Here is a 22456-nt window from a genome sequence, read left to right on the forward strand (position 1 = left end):
CGATCTTGGAATTCCTTGCGTTTTCAATTGGCCGTGATCGCCATGAGACCGCGCAGAAATGGCAGGTCGACCTCTTCCAGCGAGGTGACGACGGTGCGCCGGACGGCGGGGGCGATGGGGGCCACGGACGGGACGGCGACCACGTGGCAGCCGGCGGCTTCCGCGGCGGCGACACCGGTGGCGGTGTCCTCGATGACGGCGCACCGGGCCGGGTCCGCGCCGAGACCGGAGGCCGCGAGCAGATAGGGGTCGGGGAACGGCTTGGTCCGTTCGACCTCGTCGCCGGCGACGGTCAGCGCGAAGTGCTGGGGGCCGAGAGAGGTCAGGACGCGGTCGATGATGCGCCGGTGCGAGGCGGAGACCAGGGCGGTGGGGACGCCGTGGGCGGCGAGTTCGGCGAGGAGTCTGGAGGCGCCGGGCATCAGCGGCAGTGTGCGCTCGATGCGGGCCTCGAAGCCGTCGTTGAGCAGCACGGTGAGTTCGGCGAGGGTGATGTCGGCGCCGGTGGCCTCGATCAGGAAGCCCGCGCTGCGGGTCATGGGTCCGCCGACCACGACATGGCGCCAGGAGTCGTCGAGGGCGTGTCCGAGGCCGGCGAAGACCTCGACCTCCACGTCCCACCAGAACCCCTCGGTGTCGACCAGGGTGCCGTCCATGTCGAGGAGCACGGCCTGGAGCGCCGAGCCTTCGGCCGTACGGGTTCCTGGCGCGGGAATCGTCGTGGTCATCCGGCGCACCTCCTTGTGGGACGAGCAGGCCGGTTCCCGGGTGGGGAACCGGCCTGCGGTGGACCGACCAGTCTACGACGCCGCGCGAGGAAGCGCCTTTCGGTGCGGCTGAGCCCTCGGGCGGGGCCTCACCGTGCGTTGAAGTACTTCGCCTCGGGGTGGTGGATGACGATGGCGTCGGTGGACTGCTCGGGGTGGAGCTGGAACTCCTCCGAGAGCTGGACGCCGATCCGCTCGGGTTCGAGGAGCTGGGCGATCTTGGCACGGTCCTCGAGGTCGGGGCAGGCGCCGTAGCCGAGGGAGAAGCGGGCGCCCCGGTACTTGAGGTCGAACATGTCCTCGATCGCGGCGGGGTCCTCGCCTGCGAAGCCCAGCTCCGAGCGGACGCGCGCGTGCCAGTACTCGGCGAGGGCTTCGGCCAACTGCACGGACAGGCCGTGGAGTTCGAGGTAGTCGCGGTAGGAGTTGGCCTCGAAGAGCTTGGCGGTCTCCTCGCCGATGCGGGAGCCGACGGTGACGACCTGGAGGCCGACCACGTCGGTCTCGCCGGACTCCTCGGGGCGGAAGAAGTCGGCCAGGCACAGCCGGCGGCCGCGGCGCTGGCGCGGGAAGGAGAACCGGGTCCGTTCGTTGCCGTCGTCGTCCAGGATGATCAGGTCGTCGTCCTTGGACACGCAGGGGAAGTAGCCGTAGACGACGGCCGCTTCGAGGAGGTTCTCGGTCTGGAGTTTGTCCAGCAGGCCGCGCAGCCGGGGCCGCCCCTCGGTCTCGACGAGCTCCTCGTAGGTGGGGCCGTCGCCGGTGCGGGCCTGCTTCAGCCCCCACTGCCCCTTGAACAACGCCCCCTCGTCCAGCCAGGACGCGTACTCCTTGAGCTGGATGCCCTTGACGACGCGGGTGCCCCGGAACGGGGGCGTGGGGACGGGGTTGTCGGTGGCGACGTCGGAGCGGACGTGGCCCTCCTCGGGACGGTCCTCGACGACGGTGGCCGCGGCCGTGGCCTTGACCCGGCGCTGCCGCAGTTCGGGCAGTTGCGCGCCGGGGACGCCGCGCTTGACGCCGATGAGGGCGTCCATCAGGCGCAGGCCCTCGAAGGCGTCGCGGGCGTAGCGGACCTCGCCCTCGTAGATCTCGTGCAGGTCCTGCTCGACGTAGGCGCGGGTGAGGGCGGCGCCGCCGAGGATGACGGGGTAGTCGGCGGCCAGGCCGCGCTGGTTCAGCTCCTGAAGGTTCTCCTTCATGATCACCGTGGACTTGACCAGGAGGCCGGACATGCCGATGACGTCGGCGCGGTGCTCGGCGGCGGCGTCCAGGATCGCGGAGACGGGCTGCTTGATGCCGAGGTTGACGACGTTGTAGCCGTTGTTGGACAGGATGATGTCGACGAGGTTCTTGCCGATGTCGTGCACGTCGCCACGGACGGTCGCGAGGACGATGGTGCCCTTGCCCTCGTCGTCGGACTTCTCCATGTGCGGTTCGAGGTGGGCGACGGCGGTCTTCATGACCTCGGCGGACTGGAGCACGAACGGCAGCTGCATCTGGCCGGAGCCGAAGAGTTCGCCGACGACCTTCATGCCGTCCAGGAGGGTGTCGTTGACGATGTCGAGGGCGGGGCGGGTCTGGAGGGCCTCGTCGAGGTCGGCCTCCAGGCCGTTCTTCTCGCCGTCGATGATGCGGCGCTTGAGGCGCTCCTCCAGCGGGAGGGCGGCCAGCTCCTCGGCCTTGCCCGCCTTCAGGGACTTGGCGGTGGCGCCCTCGAACAGCGCCATCAGCTTCTGCAGCGGGTCGTAGCCCTCGGCGCGGCGGTCGTGGATGAGGTCGAGGGCCGTCTGCACCTCCTCCTCGCTGAAGCGGGCGATCGGCAGGATCTTCGACGCGTGCACGATCGCCGAGTCCAGGCCCGCCTTGACGCACTCGTCGAGGAAGACGGAGTTGAGGAGGATGCGGGCGGCCGGGTTGAGGCCGAAGGAGATGTTCGACAGGCCGAGGGTGGTCTGGACGTCCGGGTGGCGGCGCTTGAGTTCGCGGATCGCCTCGATGGTGGCGATGCCGTCCTTGCGGGACTCCTCCTGACCGGTACAGATGGTGAAGGTCAGGGTGTCGATGAGGATGTCCGACTCGTGGATGCCCCAGTTGCCGGTGAGGTCGTCGATGAGCCGTTCGGCGATCTCGACCTTCTTCTCCGGGGTGCGGGCCTGGCCCTCCTCGTCGATGGTCAGCGCGATCAGCGCGGCCCCGTGCTCCTGCGCCAGCCGGGTGACCTTGGCGAAGCGGGACTCGGGGCCGTCGCCGTCCTCGTAGTTGACGGAGTTGATGACGGCCCGTCCGCCGAGCTTCTCCAACCCGGCCCGGAGGACGTCCACTTCGGTGGAGTCGAGGACGATGGGAAGGGTGGAGGCGGTGGCGAACCGGCCGGCGAGTTCGGCCATGTCGGCGACGCCGTCGCGGCCCACGTAGTCGACGCAGAGGTCGAGCATGTGGGCGCCCTCGCGGATCTGGTCGCGGGCCATCTCCACACAGTCGTCCCAGCGGGCCTCCAGCATGGCCTCGCGGAACTTCTTCGACCCGTTGGCGTTCGTGCGCTCGCCGATGGCCATGTACGCGGTGTCCTGGCGGAACGGCACGCTCTGGTAGAGGGAGGCGGCGCCGGGCTCGGGCCGCGGGTCGCGGGCGGTGGGGGTGATGTCCCGGACCCGCTCGACGACCTGGCGCAGGTGCTCGGGGGTGGTGCCGCAGCAGCCGCCGACGAGGGAGAGACCGTACTCGCGAACGAAGTTCTCCTGCGCGTCCGCCAGCTCCGGGGCGGTCAGCGGGTAGTGGGCGCCGTCCTTGGTCAGCACCGGCAGTCCGGCATTGGGCATGCAGGAGAGCTGGATGCGGGAGTGGCGGGCCAGATGGCGCAGGTGTTCGCTCATCTCGGCGGGGCCGGTCGCGCAGTTCAGGCCGATCATGTCGATGCCGAGCGGCTCCAGCGCGGTCAGCGCGGCGCCGATCTCGGAGCCGAGGAGCATCGTGCCGGTCGTCTCGACCGTCACCGACACGATCAGGGGAACGTCGTAGCCGGCGGTCTCCATCGCGCGGCGGGCGGCGATGACGGAGGCCTTGGTCTGCAGCAGGTCCTGGGTGGTCTCCACCAGGAGCGCGTCGGCACCGCCGGCCAGCAGGCCCTCGGCGTTCTGCTGGTACGCGTCACGGATGGCGGTGAAGGTGGTGTGGCCGAGGGTGGGCAGCTTGGTGCCGGGGCCGATGGAGCCCAGGACCCAGCGCTGCCGTCCGTCGCGGGCGGCGTACTCGTCGGCCGTCTCGCGGGCGATGCGGGCGCCCGCCTCGGACAGCTCGGCGGTGCGCTCGGGGATGTCGTACTCGCCCAGTGCGGTGAGGTTGGCGCCGAAGGTGTTGGTCTCCACGCAGTCGACGCCCGCGTCGAAGTACGCGGCGTGCACCGAGCGGACGATGTCGGGGCGGGTGACGTTGAGGACCTCGTTGCAGCCCTCCAGCTGCTGGAAGTCCTCCAGTGTGGGGTCCTGCGCCTGCAGCATCGTGCCCATCGCGCCGTCGGCGACCACCACACGGGTGGCGAGGGCCTCGCGGAGGGCCTCGGATCGGGCCCGGCCTGCGGCGGCGGACGTGAGGGACGTGTTCGGCGACGAGGCCATGGAGCTGCTCCCTGGAGTGCGACGGCTGTCGGCTTTGCGCCCTCCCAGCGGAAGGCGCACGCGGCAAGCCTAGCCCGGAGCGGCGCGGATGGTCAGGGGCGTCCACGGGGCGGACCGGCGTGGCGCACCCGCCCGGGTGCGGTTTACTCCGACGACGAAAAGAACGACGGACACCACTCCGGCACGCTTCGGACACCCCACGGCCACATGGGCACCCCAGGGGCACCGGAGGCGCACCGGACGGACACGAGAGCGCCACCGCTCGGCGAGCGTGGCCGAAAAGCTGGTGACGGCCATTAGCGAGAGGTCGGCAACGACCGGTAGTGTTCGACATTGCCGAACGATGGAAGTTCAGTCGCGTACGGCGGCCGAAGGGGACGGAGGCAGGACGGCGATGGCACGGAACATCCAGTCGCTCGAACGGGCGGCCGCGATGCTGCGCCTGCTCGCGGGCGGCGAACGGCGGCTCGGCCTGTCGGACATCGCCTCGTCGCTGGGCCTCGCCAAGGGCACCGCCCACGGCATACTGCGCACGCTCCAGCAGGAGGGCTTCGTCGAACAGGACGACGCCTCGGGGCGCTACCAGCTGGGGGCCGAGCTGCTGCGGCTCGGGACCACGTACCTGGACGTCCACGAGCTGCGGGCGCGCGCCCTGGTCTGGACGGACGACCTGGCCCGCTCCAGCGGCGAGAGCGTGCACCTGGGGGTGCTGCACCAGCAGGGCGTGCTGATCGTGCACCACGTGTTCCGGCCCGACGACAGCCGGCAGGTCCTGGAGATAGGGGCCATGCAGCCACTGCACTCCACGGCCCTGGGCAAGGTCCTGTCGGCCTACGACCCGGTGGCGCACAGCGAGGTGCTGGAGAGCGAGCGCAAGGCGTTCACCGACCGGACCGTGCACGCGCTGGACGACTTCGAGGGCGTCCTGGACATCACCCGCGCGCGCGGGTACGCGGCCGACGTCGAGGAGACCTGGGAGGGCGTGGCGTCCATCGCGGCACCCATCCACGACCGGCGGCGGATGCCCGTCGGCGCGGTCGGCATCACCGGCGCCGTGGAGCGGCTGTGCCGCGAGGGCGAGCTGCGCCCCGAGCTGATCGCGGCCGTGCGGGACTGCGCCCGCGCGGTCTCGCGGGACCTGGGCGCCGGGCGGTTCTGACCGCCTACCACCGACACGGCGAAGGCCGGGACACCGTGACGTGTCCCGGCCTTCGCCGTACGCGTGTGCGGAAGCGCGTGCGGGCGCGTGTGCGCCAAGGTGCCCAGGTGGGCGCCCCGGCGGCCGCCCCAAGATCGACGAGCCGGTTCGATCAATAACGATCGCGTTTTCGACAACTCAGCTCTTGACGTGCCCGTAACGCCGGAGCAAGACTCCCGTCCATCGGTCGACATTGTCGAACACCTACCGGCAATACGCGCTAGAGTGTGACAACGCCAAGGGCCGAACTCTTTCCCCTGGACGAAGGACAAAGGAGTCGCGGGTGTCCAGCTCCGACATCTTCATCGGCGAGACCATCGGTACCGCCATACTCATCCTGCTCGGCGGCGGCGTCTGCGCGGCCGTCACACTGAAGGCCTCCAAGGCCCGTAACGCCGGTTGGCTCGCCATCACCTTCGGGTGGGGTTTTGCCGTTCTGACGGCCGTCTACACCTCCGCGCCGCTGTCCGGCGCCCATCTGAACCCGGCCGTGACCCTCGCGCTCGCGCTGAAGAAGGACGGCATCGAGTGGGGCGACGTCCCGATCTACTGGGGCGGGCAGCTGCTCGGCGCCATGATCGGTGCGGCTCTGGTCTGGATCGCCTACTACGGACAGTTCCAGGCGCACCTGACCGACGAGGAGATCGCCGGTGACGCGGAGACACGCGCCAAGGCCAAGTCGGTCGAGGCCCGGGAGAAGGGCGCCGGCCCCGTGCTCGGCATCTTCTCCACCGGCCCGGAGGTCCGCAACGCGGTCCTGAACATCGCCACCGAGGTCATCGGCACCGTCGTGCTGGTCCTGGCAGTGCTCACACAGGGTCTGAACGACTCCGGAAAGGGCCTCGGCACCCTCGGCGCCCTGGTCACCGCGCTCGTCGTGGTCTCCATCGGCCTGTCCCTCGGTGGCCCGACCGGTTACGCGATCAACCCGGCCCGTGACCTCGGCCCGCGCATCGTGCACGCCCTGCTGCCCCTGCCCAACAAGGGCGGGTCGGACTGGAGCTACGCCTGGGTCCCGGTGGTCGGCCCCCTGATCGGTGCCGCCATCGCCGCAGGCCTCTACAACGTCGCATTCGCCTGAGAAACCCGTTGAGCCGCCGTTCCGCGGGGCCCGTCCCGCGGAACGCTCAGCACGCGCCGTACGTACAGCCCGTTGACCAGTTGACCTTTCAGGAGCACACCGTGACCGACGCCCACACCGCCGGCCCCTTCATCGCCGCCATCGACCAGGGCACGACCTCGTCCCGCTGCATCGTCTTCGACCGCGACGGACGCATCGTCTCCGTCGACCAGAAGGAGCACGAGCAGATCTTCCCGAAGCCGGGCTGGGTCGAGCACGACGCCACCGAGATCTGGACGAACGTCCAGGAGGTCGTCGCCGGGGCCATCGAGAAGGCCGGCATCACCCGTGACGACATCAAGGCCATCGGCATCACCAACCAGCGCGAGACCACGCTGCTCTGGGACAAGAACACCGGTGAGCCCGTCCACAACGCCATCGTCTGGCAGGACACCCGTACCGACGCCCTCTGCCGCGAGCTCGGCCGCAACGTCGGGCAGGACCGTTTCCGCCGTGAGACCGGTCTGCCGCTGGCCTCGTACTTCGCCGGTCCGAAGGCTCGCTGGCTGCTCGACAACGTCGAGGGCCTGCGCGAGCGCGCCGAGGCCGGCGACATCCTCTTCGGCACCATGGACAGCTGGGTCATCTGGAACCTGACGGGCGGTGTCGACGGCGGCAAGCACTACACCGACGTCACCAACGCCTCCCGCACCATGCTGATGAACCTGCACACGCTGCAGTGGGACGAGAAGATCGCCGAGTCCATCGGCGTCCCGCTGTCGATGCTCCCGGAGATCCGCTCCTCCGCCGAGGTGTACGGCGAGGTCACCGGTGGCCGTCTCGGTGACCTGCTGGGCGGCATCCCGGTCGCCTCCGCGCTCGGCGACCAGCAGGCGGCCCTCTTCGGCCAGACCTGCTTCGAGGAGGGCGAGGCCAAGTCCACGTACGGCACCGGAACGTTCATGCTGCTGAACACCGGTGAGAAGATCATCAACTCCTACAGCGGTCTGCTGACCACCGTCGGCTACCGGATCGGCGACCAGAAGCCGGTCTACGCGCTGGAGGGCTCGATCGCCGTCACCGGTTCGCTGGTGCAGTGGATGCGCGACCAGATGGGGCTCATCTCCACCGCCGCCGAGATCGAGACCCTCGCGCTCTCGGTCGAGGACAACGGCGGCGCGTACTTCGTACCGGCCTTCTCCGGTCTGTTCGCCCCGTACTGGCGCTCCGACGCCCGCGGTGTGATCGCCGGTCTCACCCGGTACGTCACCAAGGCGCACCTCGCGCGCGCCGTCCTGGAGGCCACGGCCTGGCAGACCCGTGAGATCACGGACGCCATGACCAAGGACTCGGGCGTCGAGCTCGCGGCCCTCAAGGTCGACGGCGGCATGACCTCCAACAACCTGCTGATGCAGACGCTCTCCGACTTCCTGGACGCCCCCGTGGTCCGTCCGATGGTCGCCGAGACCACCTGCCTCGGCGCCGCCTACGCCGCCGGTCTCGCCGTCGGCTTCTGGACCAGCACCGACGACCTGCGCGCCAACTGGCGCCGGGCCGCCGAGTGGACCCCCCGTATGGACGCGGAGACCCGCGACCGTGAGTACAAGAGCTGGCTCAAGGCCGTCGAGCGGACCATGGGCTGGATCGAGGACGAGAGCTGAGCGGGGCCCACGAAGGCTCCGTTCGTCCGGCTCTGATTGAGGAGTAAGAACCCGACATGACCAGTCAGACCACCCTGCAGACCCTGCCTGCCCTGGGGACGCGCCCGGCGTCCGGCTCGAACCCGAGCCGTGCCGAGACCCGGGAGCAGCTCGCCAAGGCGTCGTACGACCTCCTCGTGATCGGCGGCGGCATCCTGGGCATCTCCACCGCCTGGCACGCCGCGCAGTCCGGGCTCAGGGTGGCTCTGGTCGACGCCGGCGACTTCGCCGGCGCCACCTCCTCCGCCTCCTCCAAGCTGCTCCACGGCGGTCTGCGTTATCTGCAGACCGGCGCGGTGAAGCTGGTCGCGGAGAACCACTTCGAGCGCCGTGCGGTCTCCCGCCAGGTGGCCCCCCACCTGGCGAACCCGCTCACGTTCTACCTCCCCGTGTACAAGGGCGGGCCGCACGGCGCGGCGAAGCTCGGGGCGGGCGTCTTCGCCTACTCCGCGCTCTCGGCGTTCGGTGACGGCGTCGGCCACCTCCTCTCCCCCGCCAAGGCGGCGCAGGACGTGCCCGAGCTGCGCACCGACAACCTCAAGGCCGTCGCCGTGTATGGCGACGACCAGATGAACGACTCCCGGATGGCCCTGATGACGGTCCGCGCGGCCGTCGAGTCGGGCGCTGTCGTCCTGAACCACGCCGAGGTCACCGGGCTGCGCTTCACCCGGGGCCGGGTCACCGGTGCCGAGCTGCGCGACCGGCTCTCCGGCGACGAGTTCGGCGTCGACGCGCGGCTGGTGCTGAACGCGACCGGGCCGTGGGTCGACCACCTGCGCCGGATGGAGAACCCCAACGCCGCCCCGTCCATCCGCCTGTCCAAGGGCGCGCACCTGGTGCTGAAGCGGACCGCTCCCTGGAAGGCCGCGCTCGCCACCCCGATCGACAAGTACCGCATCACCTTCGCCCTCCCCTGGGAGGACATGCTGCTGCTCGGCACGACCGACGAGGTGTACGAGGGCGACCCGGCGGACGTCGCGGTCACCGAGAAGGACACGGCCCAGATACTCGACGAGGCCGCGTTCTCCATCCGCGACCAGCAGCTCGACCGTGACCTCATCACCTACGCCTTCGCCGGTCTGCGGGTGCTGCCGGGCGGGCCCGGCGACACCGCCAAGGCCAAGCGGGAGACGGTCGTCACCGAGGGCCGGGGCGGCATGCTGTCCGTCGCGGGCGGCAAGTGGACGACCTTCCGCCACATCGGCCGCACCATCATGAAGAAGCTGGAGGCGCTGCCGGGGCACCCGCTGGGCGAGGACTTCGAGCCGGTCGCCTCGCTGCCGAAGAAGCTGCCGCTGCCGGGTGTCGCCAACCCGCGGGCGGTCGCGCACCGGCTGCTGGTGGACCGTCCGGCGCCGGGCCCGCGCATGGGCGCCGACACGGCACGGCACCTGGCCACGCACTATGGTTCCCTGGCCTTCGACATCGCCCGGCTCGCCAACGAGAACCCCGAACTGGGCGAGCGGGTCCACCCGGACGCGCCGGAGATCTGGGCGCAGGTCGTCTACGCCCGCGACACCGAGTGGGCCGAGACGGCCGACGACGTCCTGCGCCGCCGGACGACGCTGACGATACGGGGCCTGGCCACGGACGAGGTCCGCGCGAAGGTCCAGGACCTGCTCGACAAGAAGTGACCGGATGTCGGTGCCGGCCCCTCCCCTGACCGGGGCCGGCACCGAGAGGGTCGGCCCCTTCCGCTCTGGGGTCGGACCACGGTGAAGGGGCGGCTCCCTCGACGGAGCCGCCCCTTTGTCGGCTTCGTGCCCTTCAGCGCCTTAGTCGTTTTAATCGCCTTCGTCGTCGGCCCGGTTGTCAGTGCCGGGTGCTTTCATGACCGCATGAACATCGATCAGGCCGACCCCGCCGAACTGGCCGCCCTGCGCGCGGCCTTCGCCGTCGACGACGGCGGGGAGTCGGCGCTCGGCTGGGCCGCCGTGCGCGCCTTCGAGGCGGAACACTCCGTGGTGCTCCCCGAGCCGTACCGGACGTTCGTGGCGGAGATCTCCAACGGCTCGTTCCAGGGGCCGCCCGAGTACGGGCTCGTGGGGCTGGCCGAGCTGCCGGCGGACTGGGGCGACGACGGCGCGGACCGGGCTCTCGGCGCGCCGTTCCCGCTCACCGCGCCGTGGCTGTGGGAGGAGGACGAGGGCCCGTACGACGACTTGGACGAGGCCGTCGACAGGGTCTACAACCACGGCTCGATCGTGCTCGGCACGGACGGCTGCGCCATGAACTGGCATCTCGTCGTCAGCGGCCCCCATCGGGGACACATATGGCACGTCACCGACGTGGGTGCCATGCCGTTCGGCGCAGAGTTCGGGCATACGACCTCCGCGCCCGGCTTCGGCGGCTGGGTGGCGCACTGGGCCGCCGGGAAGGAGTGGTTCGACGCCGAGTCAGCCGAGTGGTGAGGCGACGAGGTCGCGGACGGCGTCCGGTGAGGTCAGCTCCGTACGGCGGAGGATGAGTTCACGGCCCAGCAGCAGTGCCCGGCGCGACGCAGGGACCGGATCCTCCAGCGTCGTCAGGTCCGTGAGGTGGGCGAAGCCGATGATGCGGCGGACGATCTCCGTGCCGGCGAAGCCGAGAGACTCGGTCCAGACGCGCGCGAGGAAGCGGTCCAGGTAGGCGTCGTCGAAGAAGGTGTCGACGCGGGTGGGCCACAGGCGCCGGAACTCGGTCTCGAAGGCCTCCCAGGAGAGCCGGAGTTGGTCGCCGTGGTCCGCCAGGGTCCCCAGGGCGCGGGCCCGTTCCTCGGAGACGAGCGCGCCCGCCCAGTACAGGCCGAGGTCGAAGCCGATGGGGCCGACGAAGGAGAACTCGGGGTCGAAGACCCGTACGACATGGGCGCCTTCGCGTGCGCCGACCATGACGCTCCCGGAGTGGAGGTCACCGTGCAGGAGGGCCTGGGCGCTCGTCATGAAGACATGGCGCAGGTCGGCGACCTCGGTGCGCAGCCGGCTGTCGGCACGGAACGCGGTGGCCAGGTCGTCCAGGCCCGGGTGCCAGTGGTTGTGCTCGTGCTCGATGTACGGCTCGGAGAGGACGACATCCTCGGTGATCTTGCACAGCTCGGGGTTGACCGAGGCCGCGAGCAGCGCCTTGCGGTCGGCGGAGGTCATGCCGAAGTCGCTGGTGGCGAAGGAGAGCCGGGCGACGAGACGGCCGATCTGGGGCGAGGTGTGCGGGCCGTACGAGGCGCCCTCGTTGAGGAGGGTGCGCAGGACCTCCAGGTCGGAGAGGTCCTCCATCACGAGGGCGTAGTTCTCGGGGTCGTAGCCGTGGATCCCGGGGATCTCGTCGGGGGCGACCTTCGCGAGCTGCTCGTACGCGCGGGCCTCGGCGTCGGCGCGGTCGGGGCTCAGCGGCCAGGAGGGGCCGGCGACGCGGACCCAGGGCAGGGCCTGCTTGAGGGCGAGGCTGCGGGTGCCGGCCGCGTTCGAGGCGAGGAAGACGCGGTTGACGTTGCCGTCCGACACCTCGCGGACGGTGATGTCGTCCACGTCCTCCCAGTGCCCCCGCTCGCGCAGATACGCGGGGATGTCGTCGGTCTCCAGGATGCGGTAGCCCATGGTCGGTGAACTCCCTTATGCGGTACGGCGCTTGGACAAGGTGAAGCTGAAGACCAGGGCGAGGATGAGGACCGCGCCCTCGACGACGTCCTGGGTGTAGTACGGCAGGCCCTTGATGGTGAGGCCGGTGGTGATGATGCCGATGAGGACCGCGCCGAGAGCGGTGCCCCAGACGTTCGGGCGGCCCCGGCCGAGGACCGAGGTGCCGACGAGGGCGACCGCGACCGCCTCCAGCAACTGGGAGGTGCCGGCGCTCACGTCGCCCTGGCCGATGCGGGAGGCCAGGATCAGGCCGCCGATGGAGGCGAGGACGCCGGAGAGGACGTACGCCAGCGCGCGGTACGCGCCGACGCGGATGCCGGCCAGGCGGGAGGCCTCGGGGTTGGCACCGATCGCGTAGAAGACGCGGCCCCAGCGGGTGCGGGCCAGGAAGACCCAGGCGGCGACGGTCAGCGCGCCGAACACGAGGACCGAGATGGGGATGCCGAGGATCGTGCCCCGGTCGATCTTCAGGAAGCCGGCGGTGAATCTGCCGGGGGCGGTGGTGCCGTCCTCCAGGGTCATGCCGGGGGTGATCGACTGGCCGTCGACGAGGATCAGTTTGGTGCCCTGGATGACGAACATGGTGCCGAGGGTGGCCAGCATGTCGGGGATCTTCAGGACGACGATCAGCAGCGCGTTGAGGAGGCCCGCGAGGGCGCCCGCCGCGAGGACGGCGAGGATCGCGACCGTGCCGATCTGGTTGAAGACGACCATGCTCTGGGCGGCGACCGAGACACCGAGGCCGGCGACCGCTCCGACGGACATGTCCATGCCGCCGACGGCCATGGTGAGGGTGACGCCGAGGCCGAGGATGGCGGCGACGGAGACGTACCGGAGGGTGTCGAGGAGGGTCGCCGACTCGCGGAAGGAGCCCTCGCTGAGCGCGAAGTACGCGAAGAGCGCGACCGTGACGAAGATGAAGCCGTACTTGATGACGGCGTTCTGGACGCGTACGGCGGTGGAGGTGCCGGGCGGGAGCGCCGCCTTGGTGGGGACCTCGGTGCTCTGGGTGGTGGTCATGGGTGCTTCCTCGGACTTCCTGGTCCTGGTCCTGGTCCTGGTCCTGGTCCGGGTGCCGGTCCCGGGGCTGGGGCCGCTGCGCGGCGGGCCGGGGTCACACGGACGCCGAGATGGTCTGGATGACGCGGTCGCGTTCCGCGTCCTCGCCGTAGGCATCGAGGTGGATCTCTCCGGCGGCGAGCACGACGACCCGGTCGGCGACCTCCAGGACCTCGTCGACGTCGGCGGACAGGACGAGCACGGCGGCGCCCTCGGCGGCGAGCGCGCGGGCGCGGCGGCCGATGTCGCGGCGGGCACCGATGTCCACGCCTCGGAACGGCTCGTCCAGGATGAGGACGCGGGGGGTCTCGGCGAGCCAGCGGCCTACGACGACCTTCTGCTGGTTGCCGCCGGACAGCTCCTCGACGGTGCTGTGCTCGTCGCGGGCGACGACACCGAGGGCGTCGATCGTGTCGCGGCCGAGGGCGTTCTCCCGGGCCGTGTTCATCAGGCCCAGCCGGGAGAAGGACTTCAGGAACGGCAGGGAGATGTTCCGGGCCACCGACCAGCCGGGGACGAGGGCGTCCGCGTGCCGGTCCTCGGGGACGAGGTGGACGCCGCCTCGGATGGCGTCGGCGGGGCGGCGGGGCGCGTAGGCCTTTCCGTCCAGCTCGACCGTGCCGGTGGTGAAGGGTTCGGCGCCGAAGAGGCCCCGGGCCAGTTCGGTCTTGCCGGCGCCCAGCAGGCCCACGACACCGGTGACCTCACCGCCGCGGAGGTCGAGGTCCAGCGGGGTGCGGCCCTCGAAGAGGCGGACGCCCCGCAGGGAGAGGACGACGTCGCCCTGGTCGCCCTCGCGGACCGGGCGGGCGGTGGTGGTCTCCTGTGCCTGGGCGAGCATCGCGCGCAGGGCGGCGTCCCAGTCGAAGGGGCGCGTCTGGTCCTCGGTGAGACGGCCGTCCCGCAGGACGACCAGTCGGTCGGCGAGGGCGTCGATCTCACCGAGGCGGTGGGAGACGTAGAGGACCGCGATGCCGTCCGCCCGCATCCGCTCGACCAGTGCGAACAGGCGCTCGGCCTCGGCGGCGGAGAGCGCGGAGGTCGGCTCGTCGAGGATCAGCAGGCGGGGGCGGGTGGCGAGGGCGCGGGCCAGGATCAGCAACTGGCGGTCGGAGATGCCGAGTTCGGTGACGTCCCGCCTGAGGACGGCGTCGGACCAGTCGAGGCCGAGGGCGGCCTGGATCTCCCGGGCGCGGGCGAGCAGCCTGCTCCCGTTGAGGAACGGGTTGCCCCGGCTCTGCGCCAGCTCCTCGAAGACGAGGTTCTCGGCGACGGTGAGGCCGGGGACGACGCCCTCGCTGATGCGCTGGTGGACGGTCTGGATGCCCAACTGGCGGGCAGCCAGGGGCGACTGGAGGGCCGCGGGCTCCCCTGCGATCCGTACCAGCCCGCCGTGGTCCGTGTGCACGCCGGACAGGATCTTGATGAGGGTGGACTTGCCGGCGCCGTTCGCGCCGAGCAGCGCGACCACGCTGCCCGGTGCGATGTCCAGCGAGACGGAGGCGAGCACCGTCCTGCCGCCGAACGCCATGCTGACGTCCCGCAGGCTGACGGCGGCGATGCCCTCGCCGCCGTCAGGCTTGCCGAGGCCGGTGTCAGTGGGCGACATTCGAGATCCAGTCGGCGGTCGAGACCTGCGACAGGTTCAGCGCGGGCAGCGCCTTCCGCAGCTGGTCCATGTTCTCGATCTTCTTCTCGCGCAGGAAGTCCTGGGTGATGGCGACGGCCGGGAACTCGACGGAGGTCTTGTTCAGCTGACCGGCCAGCTCCAGCGCGGTCGTGCGGACCACGGCGGCGCCGACGGCGGACGGGTCGGTGCCGGCGGTCGCGACCCAGGGGCTGCCCTCGGCGGTGATGGCCTGGATGTCGGCGTTGGAGACGTCGGCACCGAAGACCTTCACCTTGTCCTGCAGCTTCTTGTTCTGCACGGCGAGGACGGCGCCCTTGGCCAGCTCGTCGTAGGGGGCGAAGACGCCCGCCACGTCGGAGTTCTGGGTGAGGGCGGCGGAGACGAGGGGAACGTTGTCGGTGGCCGTGGAGTCGGTGACCTTGCCGACCTTGAAGGCCTGCTTCCAGCCCTGGGCCTCGACGGTGGACTTCCAGACGGTGTCGCGCTTGTCGAGGGCCGCGTAGCCGGCGACGTTCACATAGCCGACCTTGGCGTCCTTGCCGACCTCCTTCGCCATCACGTCGAGGACGGCCTGCGCCATGCTCGCGTCGTTCTGCCGGGTGGAGACAACGCCCTTGGTGTCGGTCTCGACGTCGTAGACGACGACCTTGATGCCCTTCTTCACGGCCTTGTCGATCTCCGGCTGGATCGTCGCCGGGAAGCCGTGGTCGATGATGATCGCCTTGGCGCCGGAGTTGATCGCCGAGGACAGGTCGGTGGCCTGCTTGGCGTTGTCGGCCTGGGCGTCGTACACGGTGAGGTCGATGCCGAGGGCCTTGGCCTGCGCCTTCGCACCGTTGCCCCACTGCTCGAAGTAGTCGCCGGCGCCGCTCTGTCTGACCAGGGCGACCTTGACGGCGCCGTCGCTGAAGGGGGCGGGCTTGTCGCCGGTGGCGGCGGAGGCCTTGGCGGCGGTGTCGCCGGTGCCCTTGGAGGCGTCGGTGGACTGCGAGCAGGCCGACAGCAGCAGGGCCGAGGCGGAGGCGAGGGAGAGGGCGGCGAGCGGGAGACGGGTACGGCGGGACGAACGGGACATGACGGCTCCAGGTGCGGTGCGAAAGGGGGAAGGGAGTACTCGACCCGGAGCGGGGGCGAAAACGCGCCACCGTGACCATGACGAGGTGCACGGTGAACGCCCGGGACAGCAGGGCGCGTCGGGGCTCCGGGAGTGGTCAGCGACAGCTGGCCGTGGTCGACCGGAGCAGGTCCACGTACAGCCGCCGCACGAGCAGCAGCGTCTTCATACGCAGATCATGAGAACGATTTCAGCCATGCGTCAAAGCAATGAGAGCGGTTTCTCAACACGTGAGACAACGACTACGTCACACATGGCTGGTACATGGACCGGCGTTACCATCGCGGTACCGGCACCCGACCGGCACCACAGTGAGGCCCCGATGACGACATCCGACGCGACGGCGCAGCGCATGCCCGGTATGCGCTGTTGTCCCGGCGCGCCGTGTCACGCCTGACCGGTCGCTCGCCCCTCACCTTCCCCCCTTCCCAGCCGTCCGGGTGCTCGTCTCGGTATCCGGACACCCCTTCCAGACTCCTGGAGTTGCTCTCATGACCCTGCTGACCACCTGGCCCGAGTCCGGACCGGAGACCGTGGTGCGCCGTACCGCCGACCCCGTCGAGATCGCGTCCGCGCTCGCGCCGCTCGGGGTGCGCTACGAGCAGTGGCCGATCCGGGAGGACGTCCCGTTCGACGCGGACAGCGCGACCGTGTTCGCCGCGTACGGCCCGGAGATCGAGCGGCTCAATGCCGAGGAGGGCTTCACCACGGTCGATGTCCTCGGCCTCCACCCGAGCGACGACCCCGAGTTCCCGGTGAAGGCGAAGGCCGCGCGGGAGAAGTTCCTCCAGGAGCACACCCACGACGACGATGACGAGGTCCGTTTCTTCGTCTCCGGTTCCGGCATCTTCTATCTGCACGTGAACGGCGAGGTGCACGCGGTCTACTGCGAGAAGGGCGACCTGCTGGGCGTGCCGCGCGGGACCACCCACTGGTTCGACATGGGCACCAAGCCCTCGTTCACCGCGATCCGGTTCTTCCACGAGGAGGACGGCTGGATCGGCAACTTCACCGGCTCCACCATCGCCTCCCGCTTCCCGGACTACGACACGATCGACGCCGGGTACCGGCAGGACAAGGCCGCGGCGTGAGCCTGGACTTCGGCATCGGCTCCCTCGACTCCGTGGTGCTCGACATCGAGGGCACCACGAGCGCCACGGGGTTCGTCGTCGACGTGCTCTACCCGTACTCCCGCTCACGCTTCGGAGCGCTGCTCGCCGAGCGGAGCGGCGATCCGGACGTGGCGCGGGCCGTCGCACAGGTGCGGGAGCTCATCGCCGAGCCGGACGCGGACGCGGCCCGTGTCGAGAAGGCGCTCAACTCCTGGCTCGACGAGGACCGCAAGGCAACCCCGCTGAAAACCCTCCAGGGCATCATCTGGTCCGAGGGCTTCGCGCGCGGCGACCTCGTCTCCCACTTCTACGACGACGTCGTGCCGGCCCTGCGCGCCTGGCACGCGGCGGGCGTACGCCTCCATGTGTACTCCTCGGGTTCCGTGGCCGCCCAGCGCGCGTGGTTCCGGTCGAGCCCCGAGGGCGATCTGCTGCCGCTTCTCGATGGGTTGTACGACACGGAGAACGCCGGGCCGAAGCAGGAGGCGGAGTCGTACCGCACGATCGCCTCGGACCTCGGTCTCGCCGCCACCCCCGACCGCGTCCTCTTCCTCTCCGACCGGCCCGGCGAGCTGGACGCGGCGCGGGAGGCCGGCTGGCGGACCGTCGGGGTCCGGCGGCCCGGGGAGCCGTACTACGAGCAAGGCGTCGGCGACCACGCGCAGGCGGGGACGTTCGACGAGATCACCATCACGAGGAGCACCGCATGACCACCGAGATCTCGGCACTCGACCTGGAGGAGGCGGGAGCCGTTCTGGCCGCCGAGTCGGCCCGCTTCGCCTCCTTCGGCTGGATGCGCGGCACCTCGGGCAATCTGTCGGTGGTGCTCTCGCGCGATCCGCTGCGGCTGGCGGTGACCGCGAGCGGGCACGACAAGGGTGAACTGACGCCCGCGGACGTGGTGTTGGTGGACGGCGGCGGTGCCGCCGTGCGGGGAGGCAAGCCGTCCGCCGAGGCCGAACTGCACGCGCGCGTGGCCGCGCTGACCGGGGCGGGGGCCGTGGTCCACGTCCACACGGTCGCCTCGGTCGCCATGGGTCGTCGTGAGCCCGGGGGCATCGTCTTCAAGGACCTGGAGATGCTCAAGGGCGTCGGCCAGTCCGCCCACGACGTCGAGGTCACCCTGCCGGTCATCGCCAACAGCCAGGACATGAAGGTGCTGGGCGACCGCCTGGAGGCCGCCCGTGACCCACGCATGCCGGCCGTCGTCGTCGCGGGCCACGGACTGTACGTGTGGGGCGCGAACCCTCGCCAGGCGCGCCATCACACCGAAGTGGTCGAGTGGCTGCTGGAGTTGGAGCTGTCCGAGCGCTGACGGCACGTCAGAAGGCGGCCCCGGTCGAGGTGATCGGGGCCGCCTTCTCGTGTGCGGTGAGGCGGACGGGACAGAGGCTGGGTTACGGGCGGGTCTACCGCAGGCGCTCGCCCGGCAGTTCGCCCGCCGAGACCTCCAGGACGCCCCTCTCGGTGACCAGCCCGGTCACCAGACGGCCAGGGGTCACATCGAAGGCCGGGTTGTGGCCCCGGGACCCGGCCGGGGCCGTGCGGATGCCGCCCCACTCCAACACCTCGTCCTCGCCCCGGAGTTCGATGTGGATGTCGGATCCGGAGGCGGTGGCGAGGTCGACCGTCGTGGTGGGGGCGGCCACGACGAACGGGATGCCCGCGTCGGCGCAGGCGAGGGCGACGCCCACCGTGCCGACCTTGTTGGCGGTGTCGCCGTTGGCGGCGATGCGGTCCGCGCCCACGATCGCCGCGTCGACCTCACCCCGCAGGATCGTGCCGGCGGCGGCGCCGTCCGCCTGGACGTAGTGCGGGATGCCCTCCTGGACCAACTCCCAGGCGGTCAGGCGGGATCCCTGGAGGAGGGGACGCGTCTCGTCGGCGTAGACGACTTCGAGGCGGCCGCGTGCGTGGAGCTCGCGGATGACACCAAGTGCCGTACCCCATCCGGCGGTTGCCAGCGCCCCCGTGTTGCAGTGGGTCAGCACGCGCAGCGGACGGTCGGCGCCCACCCGCTTCAGCAGCCAGTCGGCGCCGTGCGCCCCCATCGCCCGGTTCGCCTCGACATCCTCGCGCTGGACGGCGGCCGCCTCCTCCAGCACCGCGTCCAGCCCCTCGTCGAAGCGGGTCATGACGCGGTCCACGCACACCATCAGGTTCACGGCGGTCGGCCGTGCCTCGCGGACCCGGGCGACGGCGGCCCGTACCTCCTCGGCCGACCAGCCCTCCCGCTCGCCCTCCAGGATCGCGAGCGCCACCCCGTACGCGCCCGCGGCCCCGATCGCGGGAGCACCACGCACGACGAGGCGCTGGATGGCGGAGACCAGGGCGTCGACGTCACGGATCTCGACCGTCTCGGTGCGGTGCGGCAGGACCGTCTGGTCGATGAGCGCAAGGCTGTTTCCGGTCCAGTCGACGGCGCGCAGTTCCTGGGGCATAGCGGGGCACTCCTGGTGTTCCGAAGGTGCCCGACACCGTACATGACCTCGGAGAACCGTCGGGAACCACAGTTCGAGACGGCGGAGCGTGCGTCCGGAAAGCGGTGTTACAGTCCAGCACCGCCCGCAGCCCGTAGGCCGATGTGAGGGAGGATCCGTGCTGCTCACCATGCGCCGTTTCCTCGACCACGGCCGCTGCGCGAGCGACGGCTGTCGCCGCTGACGCCGGTCCCAAGACCGCTTCGGCGCCCCGCCGCTCCTCCCCCACAGCGCTCCGCCCCTTTCCAGGGCTCGTCGACGATGACGCGCCCGGCCCTTGCCGCATGCTCCGGAAGGTCGCCCCCCGATGTCCCGTACCGCCGGCGTCACCGACGTCACCCGTTCCGCCCGTCCCACCCGCGGATCCCGCCGCTCGCTCCGGCTGGCCGCGCTCGCCACCGGCACCGTCCTGCTGGCCACCGCCTGCAACGCCGCCGCGAAGAAGGACGGTTCCGCCGACGCCGCCGCCGGTGGTGGCAGCGACAGGAGCTTCACGCTCGTCACGCCGGACGCCGTCGGCCAGAACGAGTTCCTGAAGAACGCCGTCACCGGTGTGAAGGCGGCGGCGAAGGCGCACGACGGCTCGCAGAAGGTCTACGAGTCCACGGACTCGGCCTCGCAGCAGCAGAACGTGCAAGCGGCGGTGGACGAGCGGCCGGACGTGATCGTGCTGGTCGGCTTCGAGTTCGCGGACCTGGTCGCCCAGCAGGCCGAGGCCCACCCGAAGCAGCAGTTCCTGCTCGTGGACGCGTGCACGGAGAAGACGTTCGAGAACGTGTCGTGCGCGGTGTTCCGTGAGCACGAGGGTGTCTTCCTCGCGGGCGCGGAGGCGGGTCTGCTCAGCGAGAGCGGCAAGGTGGGTGCCGTGGACGTGCTGGACACGCCCCAGTTCCGCCGCTTCAGCGACCCGTTCGCGGCCGGTGCCAAGCATGTCGCCGCCAAGACGCAGACCTCGACGCGCTTCGTCGGCGGCCAGTCCCCGTTCGACGACTCCGCCCGCGCCAAGGAACAGGCCAACTCCCTGCTCGCCAAGGGCTACGACCACCTCATGGCCGCCGCCGCGGCCGGCAACTACGGCGTGTTCGAGGCGGCGAAGGCCAAGGGCGCGTTCGCGTACGGCGTCGACGTCAACCAGTGCCCCTCGGCGCCGGGCACGGTCGTCGACAACGTCGTCAAGCGGACGGACGTCGCGGTGGAGAAGGGGATCGAGCGGGTCCTCGACGGCACGACCGGCACGGTCTCGTACGGGCTCAAGGAGGGCGGTATCACTCTCACCGGTCTGGAGGACGGCGTGGAGTCGTCCCAGTGCGTGATCGCCGACCACGAGGACGTGCTGAAGAAGGTCGAGGCGCTGCGCGACCGGATCGTGTCGGGAGAGCTGAAGGTCGATGACCCCGCGGCCGCCTGACGATACGGCGGGGGCCGGGGCGTGGCACGGGGACGGGGTGCCGAAGGCGGCCGGGGTGTCGAAGGGGGACACCCCCGCCGCAGGCGCGGAGGTCCCGGCCGCCCGCGCCGCCACCCCGCTCGCCGTCGAACTCCTCGGCATCACCAAGCGCTATCCCGGCACCCTCGCCAACGACCGCGTCGACCTGACCGTCCGGCCCGGCGAGATCCACGCCCTCATGGGCGAGAACGGCGCGGGCAAGTCCACGCTCATGTCGGTCCTGTACGGCATGGAGCGCCCGGACGCCGGCACGATCCGGCTCGACGGGCGCGAGGTCTCCTTCGCCGGGCCCGCCGCCGCGATGGCCGCCGGGCTCGGCATGGTCCACCAGAGCTTCAAGCTGTTCGACTCGCTGACGGTCGCCGAGAACGTGGTGTACGCCGCCGAGCCGCGCCGCTTCGGCCTGGTGGACCGGGCCGCGGCCCGTCGTCGGGTCCGTGAACTCGGCGCGGACCACGGCCTGGTGGTCGACCCGGACGCCCGGGTCGGCGAGCTGCCGGTCGGGCTGCGGCAGCGCGTGGAGATCCTCAAGCTGCTGCACCGGGGCGCCCGCACCCTCATCCTGGACGAGCCGACGGCCGTGCTGACGCCCGCCGAGGCCGACGCCCTGTTCGCGGTGCTCAAGTCGCTGGCGGCGCAGGGCCGTACGGTGATCCTCGTCACGCACAAGCTGCGCGAGGTGCTGGAGGGCAGCGACCACGTGACGGTGCTGCGGGACGGCCGGGTGGTGGCCCGGCTGCGCACCGCCGACACCACCGCCGACGAGATCGCGGCGGCGATGACGGGCCGCGCGGTGGAGTTGGACCGGGTGCACGCGCCCGGCACCCCGGGCGCGGTCGTGCTGGACGTCGACGGCCTCACCACCGACGGGGTGCGCGAGGTCACGCTCACCGTCCGCGCCGGGGAGATCCTCGGCATCGCGGGCGTCGCCGGCAACGGCCAGAGCGAACTGGTCGAGGCCCTCGCCGGGTTGCGCCCGGTGGTCTCGGGCCGGATCCGGCTGCGGGGCGAGGACGTCACCCACGCCTCGGCGACCGAACGGCGCGCCCGGGGCCTCGCGTACGTGCCGGAGGACCGTCACGCCGTGGGGACGGCACCGGCGGCGTCCGTGGCGGAGAACCTGGCCATGGGGCATCACCGTACGTCGCTGTCGGCCGGGTCCCGGATCGGTCTGCTCGCGCCCACCGCCGTACGCGAGCACGCCCGGCGGCTGATCGAGCGGTTCGGCATCAGGACGCCGGGCCCCGGGGCGCCCGCGTCGGCGCTGTCCGGCGGCAATCTGCAGAAGCTCCTCATCGGCCGCGAACTCGCCCATGAGGCACCGCTGTTGCTGGTCGAGCAGCCCACGCGCGGGGTCGACATCGGCGCGGTCCAGAACATCCACGACGACCTGATCGCCCACCGCGACGCCGGTCACGCGGTCCTCCTCGTCTCCGCCGAACTGAGCGAGATCCGGGGACTGTCGGACCGGGTACTGGTCATGTACGAGGGCCGGGTGACCGCCGCGTACGACAAGGCCGACGCGGACGAGGGCGTGCTGGGTCTGGCGATGGCCGGCGGCAGCGGCGCGCACGGTGACCTCGACGACGCCGACGACACCACCGGCACCACGAGCGCCGCCGGAGGCGGCACCGCACCGGTGGAGGCCGGGCACTGAC

At 71.0% G+C, this 22456-nt stretch carries 17 protein-coding genes; 10 read left to right on the forward strand and 7 right to left on the reverse strand.

Translation table 11 applies throughout. The features are described from left to right. Positions 1 to 23: 23 nt before the first annotated feature. Both PUR53_RS34725 and metH read right to left on the reverse strand, forming a co-directional pair. Positions 24 to 728: an HAD family hydrolase gene (locus PUR53_RS34725; RefSeq protein WP_329897666.1), complete on the reverse strand. Its 705-nt coding sequence runs from the start codon at positions 726 to 728 to the stop codon at positions 24 to 26. A gap of 128 nt (positions 729 to 856) precedes the next feature. Beyond that, the gene (metH, locus tag PUR53_RS34730; protein ID WP_329897665.1) at positions 857 to 4384 is read right to left on the reverse strand and encodes a methionine synthase; all 3528 of its coding nucleotides are present in this window, start codon (positions 4382 to 4384) and stop codon (positions 857 to 859) included. A gap of 394 nt (positions 4385 to 4778) precedes the next feature. Between metH and PUR53_RS34735 the strand changes: the two genes are divergently transcribed. From PUR53_RS34735 to PUR53_RS34755, 5 genes are all read left to right on the forward strand, one after another. Next, the gene (locus PUR53_RS34735; RefSeq protein WP_239752964.1) at positions 4779 to 5543 is read left to right on the forward strand and encodes an IclR family transcriptional regulator; all 765 of its coding nucleotides are present in this window, start codon (positions 4779 to 4781) and stop codon (positions 5541 to 5543) included. 322 nt (positions 5544 to 5865) lie between these two features. Next, on the forward strand, positions 5866 to 6663 hold the full coding sequence (locus PUR53_RS34740; RefSeq protein WP_329897664.1) for an MIP/aquaporin family protein: 798 nt from the start codon (positions 5866 to 5868) through the stop codon (positions 6661 to 6663). A 101-nt stretch (positions 6664 to 6764) separates the two neighbouring features. Next, positions 6765 to 8303: a glycerol kinase GlpK gene (glpK, locus tag PUR53_RS34745; RefSeq protein WP_329897663.1), complete on the forward strand. Its 1539-nt coding sequence runs from the start codon at positions 6765 to 6767 to the stop codon at positions 8301 to 8303. A gap of 56 nt (positions 8304 to 8359) precedes the next feature. Continuing rightward, on the forward strand, positions 8360 to 9976 hold the full coding sequence (locus PUR53_RS34750) for a glycerol-3-phosphate dehydrogenase/oxidase (protein WP_329897662.1): 1617 nt from the start codon (positions 8360 to 8362) through the stop codon (positions 9974 to 9976). 204 nt (positions 9977 to 10180) lie between these two features. Then, positions 10181 to 10753, forward strand: coding sequence for an SMI1/KNR4 family protein (locus PUR53_RS34755; RefSeq protein ID WP_329897661.1), 573 nt, complete (start codon positions 10181 to 10183; stop codon positions 10751 to 10753). Here the strand turns inward: PUR53_RS34755 and mtnK are convergent. The 4 genes from mtnK to PUR53_RS34775 all read right to left on the reverse strand — a co-directional run bounded on the left by mtnK (position 10739) and on the right by PUR53_RS34775 (position 15720). Beyond that, complete coding sequence (mtnK, locus tag PUR53_RS34760; protein ID WP_329910852.1) at positions 10739 to 11914, reverse strand: S-methyl-5-thioribose kinase; 1176 nt, start codon at positions 11912 to 11914, stop codon at positions 10739 to 10741. The two genes, PUR53_RS34755 and mtnK, sit on opposite strands and share 15 nt — an antisense overlap. 15 nt (positions 11915 to 11929) lie before the next feature. Then, positions 11930 to 12976: an ABC transporter permease gene (locus PUR53_RS34765; protein WP_329910853.1), complete on the reverse strand. Its 1047-nt coding sequence runs from the start codon at positions 12974 to 12976 to the stop codon at positions 11930 to 11932. A 94-nt stretch (positions 12977 to 13070) separates the two neighbouring features. Beyond that, entirely contained in the window at positions 13071 to 14624 is a 1554-nt protein-coding gene (locus PUR53_RS34770; protein ID WP_329910854.1) for a sugar ABC transporter ATP-binding protein, read from the reverse strand. After that, entirely contained in the window at positions 14611 to 15720 is a 1110-nt protein-coding gene (locus PUR53_RS34775; RefSeq protein ID WP_329910855.1) for a substrate-binding domain-containing protein, read from the reverse strand. Before PUR53_RS34775 ends, PUR53_RS34770 begins: the two co-directional genes overlap by 14 nt. A 530-nt stretch (positions 15721 to 16250) precedes the next feature. Between PUR53_RS34775 and PUR53_RS34780 the strand changes: the two genes are divergently transcribed. The 3 genes from PUR53_RS34780 to mtnB are packed head-to-tail and all read left to right on the forward strand — an operon-like array spanning position 16251 to position 18186. Further along, a complete protein-coding gene (locus PUR53_RS34780) occupies positions 16251 to 16850 on the forward strand; it encodes a 1,2-dihydroxy-3-keto-5-methylthiopentene dioxygenase (protein WP_329897656.1) in 600 nt (199 codons plus the stop codon). Then, complete coding sequence (gene mtnC / locus PUR53_RS34785; protein ID WP_329910856.1) at positions 16847 to 17581, forward strand: acireductone synthase; 735 nt, start codon at positions 16847 to 16849, stop codon at positions 17579 to 17581. Before PUR53_RS34780 ends, mtnC begins: the two co-directional genes overlap by 4 nt. After that, positions 17578 to 18186, forward strand: a complete 609-nt coding sequence (gene mtnB / locus PUR53_RS34790; RefSeq protein WP_329910857.1) for a methylthioribulose 1-phosphate dehydratase — start codon at positions 17578 to 17580, stop codon at positions 18184 to 18186. The genes mtnC and mtnB overlap by 4 nt, the downstream gene beginning before the upstream one ends. A 94-nt stretch (positions 18187 to 18280) precedes the next feature. On the opposite strand, the gene mtnA is transcribed toward mtnB, so the two are convergent. Beyond that, positions 18281 to 19312: an S-methyl-5-thioribose-1-phosphate isomerase gene (mtnA, locus tag PUR53_RS34795; RefSeq protein WP_329910858.1), complete on the reverse strand. Its 1032-nt coding sequence runs from the start codon at positions 19310 to 19312 to the stop codon at positions 18281 to 18283. A gap of 346 nt (positions 19313 to 19658) precedes the next feature. Between mtnA and PUR53_RS34800 the strand changes: the two genes are divergently transcribed. Further along, positions 19659 to 20759 carry a BMP family ABC transporter substrate-binding protein gene (locus PUR53_RS34800; RefSeq protein WP_329897652.1) on the forward strand — a complete coding sequence of 367 codons (1101 nt, stop codon included), beginning with the start codon at positions 19659 to 19661 and terminating at the stop codon, positions 20757 to 20759. Positions 20760 to 20898: 139 nt separating this feature from the next. After that, the gene (locus PUR53_RS34805) at positions 20899 to 22455 is read left to right on the forward strand and encodes an ABC transporter ATP-binding protein (RefSeq protein WP_329910883.1); all 1557 of its coding nucleotides are present in this window, start codon (positions 20899 to 20901) and stop codon (positions 22453 to 22455) included. Position 22456 lies beyond the last annotated feature (1 nt).

This window comes from Streptomyces sp. SP18BB07 (assembly GCF_036322545.1).
Taxonomy (GTDB): domain Bacteria; phylum Actinomycetota; class Actinomycetes; order Streptomycetales; family Streptomycetaceae; genus Streptomyces; species Streptomyces deccanensis.